The 11,872-nt window shown below is 63.9% G+C and carries 10 protein-coding genes; 2 read left to right on the top strand and 8 right to left on the bottom strand.

Going from position 1 to position 11,872, the window contains the following annotated elements; all coding sequences use genetic code 11:
* Positions 1-165: 165 nt before the first annotated feature.
* The 3 genes from gyrA to JQ600_RS22885 all read right to left on the bottom strand — a co-directional run bounded on the left by gyrA (position 166) and on the right by JQ600_RS22885 (position 4,265).
* Positions 166-2,895 carry a DNA gyrase subunit A gene (gene gyrA / locus JQ600_RS22895; protein ID WP_212390574.1) on the bottom strand — a complete coding sequence of 910 codons (2,730 nt, stop codon included), beginning with the start codon at positions 2,893-2,895 and terminating at the stop codon, positions 166-168.
* A gap of 226 nt (positions 2,896-3,121) precedes the next feature.
* Positions 3,122-3,520, bottom strand: coding sequence for a DUF2306 domain-containing protein (locus tag JQ600_RS22890; RefSeq protein ID WP_212490106.1), 399 nt, complete (start codon positions 3,518-3,520; stop codon positions 3,122-3,124).
* A 256-nt stretch (positions 3,521-3,776) separates the two neighbouring features.
* A complete protein-coding gene (locus JQ600_RS22885; protein ID WP_212390572.1) occupies positions 3,777-4,265 on the bottom strand; it encodes a single-stranded DNA-binding protein in 489 nt (162 codons plus the stop codon).
* Between the two features lie 464 nt (positions 4,266-4,729).
* On the opposite strand from JQ600_RS22885, the gene JQ600_RS22880 reads away from it, so the two are divergent.
* The gene (locus JQ600_RS22880) at positions 4,730-5,485 is read left to right on the top strand and encodes an outer membrane protein (protein WP_212262793.1); all 756 of its coding nucleotides are present in this window, start codon (positions 4,730-4,732) and stop codon (positions 5,483-5,485) included.
* On the opposite strand, the gene JQ600_RS22875 is transcribed toward JQ600_RS22880, so the two are convergent.
* On the bottom strand, positions 5,469-5,642 hold the full coding sequence (locus JQ600_RS22875; RefSeq protein WP_212262792.1) for a hypothetical protein: 174 nt from the start codon (positions 5,640-5,642) through the stop codon (positions 5,469-5,471). The two genes, JQ600_RS22880 and JQ600_RS22875, sit on opposite strands and share 17 nt — an antisense overlap.
* A gap of 174 nt (positions 5,643-5,816) precedes the next feature.
* On the opposite strand from JQ600_RS22875, the gene uvrA reads away from it, so the two are divergent.
* Positions 5,817-8,816, top strand: a complete 3,000-nt coding sequence (gene uvrA, locus JQ600_RS22870; protein ID WP_212262791.1) for an excinuclease ABC subunit UvrA — start codon at positions 5,817-5,819, stop codon at positions 8,814-8,816.
* A gap of 232 nt (positions 8,817-9,048) precedes the next feature.
* Here uvrA and JQ600_RS22865 read toward each other — a convergent pair whose 3' ends face one another.
* The 4 genes from JQ600_RS22865 to JQ600_RS22850 all read right to left on the bottom strand — a co-directional run bounded on the left by JQ600_RS22865 (position 9,049) and on the right by JQ600_RS22850 (position 11,847).
* Positions 9,049-9,747, bottom strand: coding sequence for an alpha/beta fold hydrolase (locus JQ600_RS22865; protein WP_212390570.1), 699 nt, complete (start codon positions 9,745-9,747; stop codon positions 9,049-9,051).
* 181 nt (positions 9,748-9,928) lie between these two features.
* The gene (locus JQ600_RS22860; RefSeq protein ID WP_212390569.1) at positions 9,929-10,261 is read right to left on the bottom strand and encodes a PRC-barrel domain-containing protein; all 333 of its coding nucleotides are present in this window, start codon (positions 10,259-10,261) and stop codon (positions 9,929-9,931) included.
* Positions 10,262-10,360: 99 nt separating this feature from the next.
* Entirely contained in the window at positions 10,361-11,302 is a 942-nt protein-coding gene (locus JQ600_RS22855) for a cytochrome D1 domain-containing protein (protein WP_212390568.1), read from the bottom strand.
* Between the two features lie 2 nt (positions 11,303-11,304).
* Positions 11,305-11,847, bottom strand: coding sequence for an SRPBCC family protein (locus JQ600_RS22850; protein WP_212390567.1), 543 nt, complete (start codon positions 11,845-11,847; stop codon positions 11,305-11,307).
* Positions 11,848-11,872: the final 25 nt, after the last annotated feature.

Genomic DNA, 11,872 nt, shown 5'->3' with positions numbered 1-11,872 from the left:
GATGCCGCGCGCTGTCCCGGGCGCTCCGGCGGATGCCGCAACGAAGAAATAGCGGCGCGTGGCGCGCCCGACACGATTAACGAACGCCCAGCAATCTGGCTTCCGTCAAGCTCGCGTCAAACCGAATTTGGCTCCGCTGAAATGAGACCGCGCCCTGACAGGGCGCTAGCCGCCATTGCCGTTCTCGCCATTCTCGCCGTCGTCGCCGATATGCTCGACGGAGACCACGTGCTCGTCCTCGGCGGTGTCGAACACGATCACGCCTTGCGTCGAGCGGCCGGCGATGCGGATGCCCTCGACCGGGCAGCGGATCAACTGGCCCTTGTCGGTCACCAGCATGATCTGGTCGCTGTCCTCGACCGGGAACGAGGCCACCAGCTTGCCGTTGCGGTTGTTGACCGACATCGCGACGATGCCTTTGCCGCCGCGACCCGTGGTGCGGTATTCGTAGGACGAGGTGCGCTTGCCGTAGCCGTTGACGGATACGGTCAGCACCACCTGTTCCTGCGCCGACATTTCGGCATAGCGCTCCTGGGAGAGCTGGAGCGTACCTGACGTCTCTTCGGCCTCGACATCGGCGGGCTCTTCGGCGCCAGTCTCGCCGGCCACCGCGCGGCGCATCTTCTGATACGCCGACCGCTCGTCCGAGGTGGTCTCGACATGGCGCAGGATCGACAGCGAGATCAGCCTGTCGTTTTCGGCAAGCGCAATACCGCGCACGCCCATCGAGGTGCGGCCGGTAAAGACGCGCACATCGGTGACGGGGAAGCGGATGCACTGGCCGCCGGCGGCGGTCAGCAGCACGTCGTCGCGCTCGGTGCAGATCTGCACGTCGACGATCGCCTCGCCCTCGTCGAGCTTCATGGCGATGATGCCGGAACGGCGGACATCGACGAAATCGGACAGCTTGTTGCGGCGGACGTTGCCGCCGGTCGTGGCGAACATCACGTCGAGATTGCCCCAGGAGGACTCATCCTCCGGCAGCGGCATGATGGTGGTGATGCGTTCGCCCTGCTCCAGCGGCAGGATGTTGATCAGCGCCTTGCCGCGCGCGTTGGGAGCAGCCATCGGCAGCCGCCAGACCTTTTCCTTGTAGACCTGGCCGCGCGAGGAGAAGAACAGCACCGGCGTATGGGTCGAGGCCACGAACAGCCTGGAGACAAAATCCTCGTCGCGGGTCTGCATGCCCGCGCGGCCCTTGCCGCCGCGGCGCTGGGCCCGGTAGGCCGAAAGCGGCACGCGCTTGACGTAGCCGGCATGCGAGACCGTGACCACCATGTCTTCGCGCTGGATCAGGTCCTCGTCCTCAACCTCGTCTTCCTGCTCCATGATGACGGTCTTGCGCGGGGTGGCGAAATCGGCCTTCACCTCGGCGAGTTCGGCCTTGACGATGGCCTGCACCCGCGCACGCGAGCGCAGAATCTCGAGATAGTCGGCGATCTCCACCGCGAGCTTGTCGAGCTCCTCGGAAATCTCCTCGCGGCCCAGCGCAGTCAGGCGCTGCAGGCGGAGGTCGAGAATGGCCTTGGCCTGTTCGAACGACAGCCGCGCAGTGCCGTCAGGCGCCATCCGGTGCCGGGGATCGTCGATCAGCGTAATCATCGCCTCGACATCCCGCGCCGGCCAGTCGCGCGCCATCAGGCTGTCGCGGGCGGTGGTGGGATCGGGCGAGGCGCGGATCACGCGGATGATCTCGTCGATATTGGCGACGGCAATGGCCAGACCGACCAGGATGTGGGCGCGGTCGCGGGCCTTGTTGAGCAGGAACTTGGTCCGGCGCGTGATGACCTGCTCGCGGAACGCGATGAACAGCGTCAGCAGGTCCTTCAGGTTCATGGTCTGCGGGCGGCCGGAATCCAGCGCCAGCATGTTGGCCGGGAAATTCGATTGCAGCGGCGTGAAACGATAGAGCTGGTTCAGAACGACATCCGGCACCGCTTCGCGTTTCAGTTCGACGACAACGCGCAGGCCCTCGCGGGACGATTCATCGCGCAGGTCCGAGACGCCCTCGATCTTCTTCTCGCGCACCAGTTCGGCGATGCGCTCCACCATGGTGGCCTTGTTCACCTGGTAGGGAATTTCGGTGATGATGATCGCTTCGCGGTCCTTGCGGATGGTGTCGATCGCGACCTTGCCGCGCATCACGATCGAGCCGCGGCCGAGGTGATAGGCCGAACGGATACCCTGGCGGCCGAGGATGATGCCGCCGGTCGGAAAATCGGGGCCGGGTACGATGTTGATGAGGTCGTCGATCCCGAGCGCGGGGTTGTCGATCAGCGCCGTGCAGGCGTCGATGACTTCGCCGAGATTGTGCGGGGGGATGTTGGTCGCCATGCCGACGGCGATGCCGCCGGCACCGTTGACCAGGAGGTTCGGGAACTTGGCCGGCAGAACCGACGGCTCTCTCTCCGAATTGTCGTAGTTGGCCTGGAAATCGACGGTGTCCTTGTCGATATCGCCGAGCACGGCGAGCGCCGATTTCGTCAGGCGCGCTTCGGTATACCGGTAGGCCGCCGGGGGATCGCCGTCGACCGAGCCGAAGTTCCCCTGCCCGTCGATCAGCGGCACGCGCATGGAGAATTCCTGCGCCATCCGGACCATCGCGTCGTAAATCGACTGGTCGCCGTGCGGATGATACTTACCGATCACGTCACCGACGACGCGCGCGGACTTGACGTACTTCTTGTCCGGCGTGTGCCCCTGCTCGTACATCGAGTACAGAATGCGGCGATGCACGGGCTTCAGGCCGTCGCGGGCATCCGGCAGCGCACGCGCCACGATCACGCTCATGGCGTAATCGAGGTAGGAGCGCTTCATCTCGTCCAGAATGGAAACGGGACGAATATCGGAAGGCGCCGGCGGCTCGCCGGGCTTGTTCTCATCGTTATCAGACAAAGGGGGAATCCGGTCAGTTCTAGGCTGGGAATCATATAGCGTATCGGGGTGCTTTTAACCACCCCAAGGCGCTCCCGGCCAGCTGTTTTTCCCTTCGTTTTTTCATGGACTTACAGGACCCGCGACGCCCTTCCGGCAAGTCATCGCGCCAGCCATTTCCGGGCCCCCGATACGGCCGTCTCCGCGGCCAAATCCAGCTCGTCAAAACCGGTGTTCTCAGCGTCGCCTATTGGCCGAAAACCACCGCGTGCATGATCCGCCCGGGAACGAAGGTGAACAGCCCCGCAACAACCAGCGCGCCGGCAAAGATCGAGATCATCGTGATCTTGTGGCCGCGGACCTTGTGCCGGCGTGCGTACCAGACGCCGAGCACCAGCATGATCGGTGTGAAGATCGACAGCAGATGGATCGGGCTCCAGGGACCCAGCAGCCTGATCTCGTGGATCCAGAACGAGGAGATCGCGACCACGGCCATCAGGCCAACCCAGATCCAGCCAAGCGTCCGGTGCGGCAGCGTTCCATTCGGGGCCGCGAACTGGACCACGCCAAGCGCAAAGGCCGCCATCGCCGCAAAGGCATGAAGCGGGATCGCGGGGGCGGCATCCAGCAGCGGCGCGAAGCTCATGACGGGCGCTCCCCAAGGTTCCATCCGGCGACGGCCCGCGCGATCGCCGAACGCAAGACGAAAAACGTTAAATCAATATCCTAATGTAAATATCATTTACATAGACGCGAGTCAGAATGTTGCATCGCACAAGCGCATGCCCATGGAATCAACCCGTTGGATCAGATTTTTAAGAATACACACGAGCCAACCGAGCTTGCGCGAACCCGCTGTCTTTTGGACAGCATGCAAACCCGGTTGGTCTGACAGACCCCGATCAGAACGGGATATCGTCGTCCATGTCGTTGTTGCGGCCGGCGCCGGCGGCTACCGCGCGGCGCGGCGCGGAAGTGGCCTGGCCGCCGCCAAAATCGCCGCTGGAATCGTCGGAGCCAAAACTGCCGCCGCCGCCGGAGCGGCCGTCGAGCATGGTCAGGGTCGAATTGAAGCCCTGCAGCACCACTTCGGTCGAGTATTTCTCGACCCCACTCTGGTCGGTCCATTTGCGGGTCTGCAGCGCGCCCTCGATGTAAACCTTGGCGCCCTTCTTCAGGTACTGCTCGGCGACCTTGCAGAGCCCTTCATTGAAGATCACCACGCGGTGCCACTCGGTCTTTTCCTTGCGCTCGCCGGTGCCCTTGTCGCGCCAGGTTTCCGAAGTCGCGATGCTCAGATTGGCGATCGGCCGCCCGTCCTGTGTCCGCCGGATTTCCGGATCCTTGCCGAGGTTTCCGACCAGGATCACCTTGTTCACGCTTCCCGCCATCGTCGCTCTCCACTCAAAATCGGTACCAAAAAACTGCTGCGCGACCGCTGCAATCGGCCGGCACGGGCCGCCGGATTGGCCGCCTCATCCTGTCAGGGACATTTGAGACGACCCTATACGCCCGATGGCGCCCCGACTTAGCGATCCCTCGGCAAAGCAGCGGTTATCCACATATAGCATTGCCCGCGGCATTGTTCCAGTTTTGTTCTACGCAACCTCAGGTCATCCACGCCCGGCCGGTATTTCGGTATTCGCACCGTGCCGTGGCCGGCGCTGCGCGACGGATATTCTAAACAAATCATTACCTTGAAGGGTCCACACTTCGCCCGCGAGTGTTGCATTTCGGAGACGGCATTTCCGGTTGAATCGGCGTATGGATTTATCCAACGGCGCGGCGCTCGCGTCTTGGACGAAAACGCTTCGGGACCAACGGGAAGCGGACAAAGGACTGGGGACTATTTCAAATGAAGAAGTTTTTGCTGGGTACGGTTGCTCTCGTTGCCTTTGCGGCTCCCGCCGCTGCGGCTGATCTCGCTGCGCGTCCTTACACCAAGGCGCCCCCGATGATCGCGGCCATTTACGACTGGAGCGGCTTCTACGTCGGCGCCAACGGTGGTTGGGGTACGAGCCGCAAGTGCTGGGACGCCTTGAATGGCGCTGGCGTGTTCGTTGCCAGCGAAGGTTGCCACGATGCAAGCGGCGGCACCGCCGGTGGCCAGATCGGTTATCGCTGGCAGGCTGGCACGTGGGTGTTCGGCGTCGAAGGACAGGGCAACTGGGCCGACTTCAGCGGCAGCAGCGTGAGCCTTGGACCCGTGGGCTTTGGCGCGGGAACGACCATTCGCTCGAAGGTCGACGCGTTCGGCCTGCTCACCGGTCAGGTCGGTTACGCCGCCAACAACGTCCTGTTTTACGTCAAGGGCGGTGCGGCTGTGACCGCCGATCGCTATCGCGTCAATGCCACTGTCGGCAACGCTCTGATCGCCTCGTCCAACGATGACAACCGCTGGGGTGGCGTGGTCGGTGTCGGCCTCGAATACGGCTTCGCCCCGAACTGGTCGGCCGCCGTCGAATACGATCATCTGTTCATGGGGAACCGAACCGCCACCTTTACGAATGTGGCTGGCGGCACCTTCAGCGAACGCATCCGCCAGGACGTCGATCTCGTGACCGTGCGCGTCAACTATCGCTGGGGCGGCCCGGTCATCGCGAAGTACTGAGCTTCGCTGCACCAAACGATTTGATGAAAAGGCCGGCCTCGCGCCGGCCTTTTTGTTTTGAGGTGGCCATTTTTGTTTTGAGGTGGCCTTTTTGTTTGAGCGCATTTTGCTTGAGCGCATTGGTTCCGCCCACGGCTCCGCTGCCATCTGCTGCCATTGCGATCCCTTGGCAACTCATTGCAAAACAAACCGTTGATGGCTCGCTGCGAGCACTGGAAATCCCGCCCCGTTCTTCCTACGTTCCAGCTTTCTGCCATCGGCGCCCGGCTTAGGTCTTCCCTGGCCATGCGCGCCCAACGTGGCGCGCCTCCACGCGCCTGGAAATGCCGATATGGATGAAGTGCTGAGGGCGAAGCGCCAAACCAACGCCGGCTCGGGAACGCGCGCGATAACGATCCGCGGCGCGCGCGAGCACAATCTGAAAAACATCGACGTCGAGATTCCCCGCGACAAGCTCGCGGTGTTCACCGGTCTGTCCGGCTCCGGCAAATCTTCACTCGCCTTCGACACCATCTATGCCGAGGGCCAGCGCCGCTACGTCGAGTCGCTCTCCGCCTATGCGCGCCAGTTCCTCGAGATGATGCAGAAGCCCGACGTCGACCAGATCGACGGCCTGTCGCCGGCGATCTCGATCGAGCAGAAGACCACGTCGAAAAACCCGCGCTCGACCGTCGGCACCGTCACCGAGATCTACGACTACATGCGCCTGCTATGGGCGCGCGTCGGCGTGCCCTACTCGCCCGCGACGGGCCTGCCGATCGAAAGCCAGCTGGTGTCGCAGATGGTCGACCGCGTGCTGGCGCTGCCGGAAGGCACGCGGCTCTATCTGCTGGCGCCGGTCGCGCGCGGCCGCAAGGGCGAATACAAGAAGGAGCTCGCCGAATACCTCAAGAAGGGCTTTCAGCGCGTCAAGATCGACGGCAGCTTCTATGAGCTCGCCGAGGCGCCTGTTCTCGACAAGAAATTCCCGCACGACATCGACGTCGTCGTCGATCGCATCGTGGTCCGCCCCGATATCGGCCAGCGCCTCGCCGAAAGCTTTGAGACCGCGCTGAAGCTCGCCGAAGGCCTCGCGGTGATCGAATACGCCGACGCGCCCGCGGGCAGCACCGACGACGAAAAGAAGTCCGAAAAGAAGTCCGACAAGAAGACCGCAAAGATCCACGACAAGAGCGGCCCGGAGCGGATTCTGTTTTCGGAGAAATTCGCCTGCCCGGTATCCGGCTTCACCATTCCCGAGATCGAGCCCCGGCTCTTCTCCTTCAACAACCCCTATGGCGCCTGCCCGGCCTGCGGCGGCCTCGGCGTCGAGCAGCATATCGACGAGGACCTCGTCATCCCCGACAAGGAGCTGACCTTGCGCAAGGGCGCGATCGCGCCCTGGTCCAAATCGTCCTCGCCCTACTACATCCAGACGCTGACCGCGCTCGGCAAGTTCTACAAGTTCACGCTCGACACCAAGTGGAAGGACCTGCCGAAGAAGACGCAGGCCGCGATCCTGCACGGCTCCGGCGACGACGAGATCAAGTTCTCCTATGAGGACGGGGTACGCTCCTACGACACCAAGAAACCGTTCGAGGGCGTCATCACCAACCTCAACCGCCGTTTTCGCGAGACCGAAAGCGAATGGGCGCGCGAGGAACTGGCAAAGTATTTCTCGGACATCCCCTGCGAGGGCTGCCACGGCTACCGGCTGAAGCCGGAGGCGCTGTGCGTCAAGATCGGCGGCAAGCATATCGGCGAGATCAGCGAACTCTCGGTGCGCCGCGCCGGCGAATGGTTCGAGAGCGTGCCCAAGGCGCTCAACGCCCAGCAGAACGAGATCGCCATCCGCGTGCTGAAGGAGATTCGCGAGCGGCTGTCGTTCCTGCTCGACGTCGGCCTCAATTACCTGACGCTGTCGCGTTCGTCCGGCACGCTAAGCGGCGGCGAAAGCCAGCGCATCCGCCTCGCCTCCCAGATCGGTTCGGGTCTTACCGGCGTGCTCTATGTGCTGGACGAGCCGTCGATCGGCCTGCACCAGCGCGACAATGCGCGGCTATTGGAGACGCTGAAGCGGCTGCGCGACCTCGGCAATACCGTGATCGTGGTCGAGCATGACGAGGACGCCATTCGCCTCGCCGACTTCGTGCTCGACATCGGCCCCGGCGCCGGCATGCATGGCGGCCACATCGTGGCGCAAGGCACGCCCGCCGAGGTCATGGCCAATCCGAAGTCGCTGACCGGAAAGTACCTCACCGGCGAATTGTCGGTGGCGATTCCCGAGCGCAAGCCGCCGAACCATCGCCGCACCATCAAGGTCATCAACGCCCGCGGCAACAATCTGAAAAACGTCTCGGCGGAAATTCCGCTCGGCCTGTTCACCTGCGTGACCGGCGTCTCCGGCGGCGGCAAGTCGACGCTCCTGATCGACACGCTCTACAAGGCCATCGCGCGAAAACTCAACAACGCCAGCGAGGGCGCCGCGCCGCACGACCGCATCGAGGGGCTGGAGCATATCGACAAGATCATCGACATCGACCAGTCGCCGATCGGCCGCACGCCGCGTTCCAACCCCGCGACCTATACCGGTGCCTTCACGCCGATCCGCGAATGGTTCGCCGGCCTGCCCGAAGCCAAGGCGCGCGGCTACGAGCCCGGGCGCTTCTCCTTCAACGTCAAGGGCGGCCGCTGCGAGGCCTGCCAGGGCGACGGCGTCATCAAGATCGAGATGCACTTCCTGCCTGACGTCTACGTCACCTGCGACGCCTGCAAGGGCAAGCGCTACAACCGCGAGACGCTGGAAGTCCTGTTCAAAGGCAAGAGCATCGCCGACGTGCTCGACATGACGGTCGAGGAAGCCGCCGAGTTCTTCAAGGCCGTCCCGCGCGTCCGCGAAACTTTCAAAACGCTGCACCGCGTCGGCCTCGACTACATCCATGTCGGCCAGCAGGCCACGACGCTGTCCGGCGGCGAAGCCCAGCGCGTCAAGCTGGCAAAAGAACTCTCAAAGCGCGCCACCGGCCGCACGCTCTACATCCTGGACGAACCCACCACCGGGCTTCACTTCCACGACGTCGCCAAACTCCTGGAAGTGCTGCACGAGCTGGTGTCGCAGGGAAATACAGTCGTCGTGATCGAGCACAACCTCGAAGTCATCAAGACCGCCGACTGGGTCATCGACCTCGGCCCCGAAGGCGGCGACGGCGGCGGCGAAATCGTCGCCTGGGGCCCCCCGGAGGACATCGTCAAGGCGCCGCGGAGCTACACGGGCAAGTTTCTGGAGCCGGTGCTGAAGCGGGCGGCGGGGAAGCCGAGGAAGAGTGCGGGGGCGAGTGAGGCGGCGGAGTGAGAGCTTTGATTGTTCCCGTCAAAGTATAAGGAACCCAAGCGTTTGGCGGACAACAAGCAGCCCGAAGAGCGCGACCAACGCTGGCATTAGTCCGTGTAGTCATAACCCCGGTGGCGCGGCGCATCGAAGTTGAAGTCCGCTTTGCTGCTAAAGCGACGCAGTTGCTGCTCGTGAGCATTGCGTCCTAGTCTCGCCCCGCTTCGGGCAGCCACCAAGCACCGTGCGCGCCTCCCTAAGCGGCGGCGATGAGCGCGGAGGCAAGTTCCTGAGGTTGATCTATCATCACGTCGTGCCCGCAGGAGAAGCTGACGAATTGCCAGCCTCGATCGTCCTTGAAGCGCGCGGCGAATTGCTGGAAGGGCGACGGCTCCCAGCCGGCGGCAAGCATGTACACGCGCTTCGGTACCTGCCCGCCACTGACTTCGAGCTTCTGCTCGAATGTCGCCAGCGGCTGCTTGACGCACATCGCATCGACCCAGGCGGCGTCCTGGGCATTGACGGCGAAAGCAGCGGCCGGAGGCGGCGTGATCTTGTAACCTTCGCCGTTCCGCGCGGCGTCGTCACGCATCTGTCCCGATCGCTTGGCCGGCGCATAGTCAAACAGACACTTGCCGTTCTCTGGCACGAAGGCGTCGAGATAGACGAGGGAGCGGATCTTCGCCGCGATCTCGGCGACGCCGGTGATGACCATGCCGCCGTAGGAATGGCCACACAGCACCACGTCCGACAATTCCTCGCAGCGGATGACGCCGACAATGTCCTGAACGTGCGTGTCGAGATCGATCGCACGGTTCATCAGGTGAGCGCGCTCGCCGAGGCCGGTCAAAGTCGGCGTATAGACCTCGTGCCCGGCCTGGCGCAACAGCCGCGCCACCCGCTTGTAGCACCAGCCGCCCATCCAGGCGCCGTGGACGAGAACGAAGGTGGTCATGGTCGTCCTCCCGTTATCGATCCGGTCGGCGCAACCTACCCTTTTGGCACCATCTTGTCGTCCCGCGCCTGAAGTGGCAGCCTCCGTGCCACATTGAAGGACGGCGAGCGTAGGCCGGATCAGCGAAGCGTAATCCGCGGCTTCTCCTACCCGCGAGCATCGGGTTGGCTAACCCCGCCCCCTACACCGTCCAATAATGCGGGTGCCGATACGATCTTGAGCGGTCGCCCCAGTCGAAGCCGTCTTCATCGAACTCGGACGGGCCGGCGCGCAGGTCGTCCAACGTCAGCTCGACCACGAAGGCCTGACGCGCGGGATCAAACCTGAGTTCGTCCCACCGCACCGGATAATGGTGGTGGGTGGCGAGCAGCCCGCCGGTTCTTATCACGGCATACGCGACCGTTCCGCTCACCTTGTCCAGCATCAGCCGCTCGATCGTGCCGAGCTTTGCGCCGTCTCGTCCGTAGACGTTCGCGTGCTCGACGCGATCACTTGGCACCAGGGTATGCTGCATGGCATCCTCCCTGTTTTCTCTGTTCTCCCGCCAATCATAGCACCAACGAGCCCGGCCTGCGCGCGCGTCCGCTTGCCGCGGAGCACCACCCAGTGCCGACTACCGCCGCAAGAACATCCCGAACGCCCGTGGCCCGTCGCCGACCTTGATCTCGCCGGTCACCTTCAGCTCGACCGCATCGATCACGCTGATCGAGTTGCTCTCCCAGTTCGCCACGATGATCTGCCTGCCGTCCGCCGTCGCCGCGATCCCTTCCGGATAGTCGCCGACATTGATGCGCTTGACCGGCGCAAGCGTTGCGAGATCGAACACGCTGACGGTGCCGTCATACTGGTCGCTGACGAAGCCGCGGCCCTGGGCGAGTGCGACCGCGTAGGGGCGAAGGCCCGTCTTCACGCGCCCGATTTCACTGCTTTCGGCGATGTCGATCACGGAGACGTCGTTCGATCCGACATTGGCGGTGTAGGCCCGCCGGCCGTCCGCATCGATCGTGATGCCGAAGGGGCGCGTGCCGACCTTGATGACCGCCCGGCGTTCGCGCGTCGCGGTATCCACGACGGATACACTGTCGGCATCGCGGTCCGCCGAGAGCAGGAGCCGCCCGTCCGGTGTTACCGCAAGCCCCGACGGCGATGCGCCGACCGCGATATCGGCGATCACGCGCTGCTCTTTCGGATCAATCACCCGCACCGCCGCGGCGTACCAGTCGGCGACATAGACCGCGCCGCCATCCGGCGCCACCGCAACGCCGAGCGGACCACCGCCGACGTTGATCCTGCCGACGACCTGGCGTGCGGCGGCATCGACCACGGTGAGCGCCTTGGCGTCGGGGCTCGTCACATAGGCGAAGCGTCCATCCGGCGTGATGGCAACCCCGGCCGGCTTGCCGCCGATCGCGATGGTCGCGACCGGCCGTGACGTCGCGAGGTCAACGACGGTGAGATTTTCGCTGAGCTGATTGGTGACAAACGCCTCCTCAGCCCGGGCGGCCCACACCGTTCCGATGCTGGCGACCGCAGCCGCCAGGACGATGGCCCGCACGATCAGCTTCCGCTTTCGACCTTCTTCTTCAGCGCCTCGAGGCCGGCTTTATAGAGCCCGCTCACCGCCTTCACGGCGGCCTGGTCGCTCAGCTCCGGCGGCGGATCGTTGTTGGGAAAACCGCGGTAGAACGCGCCGGCCCACTCCAGGCTGCTTCCCTTGCCGTCGGCGCTGGGCGTGACCGTCAGGGTGGACGAATAGTTGGTGACCGGCAGCACCTTCACGTCGACGGCCGTGATCCGGTAGGAATAAGTCATCTTCTCGGCATCGTACTTGTAGAGTTCCTCATCGACGGTCGCACCGTCAGCCAGCGTCAGACGCCGCGTGGCCTCGATCGCGTTGCCTTTCGCGCCCTCGGTCTTGCTGACCGGCGGCAGCCAGCTCATGTCCTGGAAATTGCCGATCACGGCCCACACCTTGGCCGGCGGCGCGTTGATCTCGATCGATTCCCGCACCTTCTGACGGGTCGGCCCGTGCGCCCAGGCTACCCCCATCACTGCCAGCGCCGCCACTACGGCCCCCACCCTCGCGGTCGTCGTCCTCATGTCGTTTCCTCTTGGTCGTTATGGC

Source organism: Bradyrhizobium sp. AUGA SZCCT0176, from assembly GCF_018130145.1.
GTDB lineage: Bacteria > Pseudomonadota > Alphaproteobacteria > Rhizobiales > Xanthobacteraceae > Bradyrhizobium.
The sequence above is the reverse complement of the archived record's forward strand: the minus strand, read 5'-3'. Positions and strand labels throughout refer to the sequence as shown.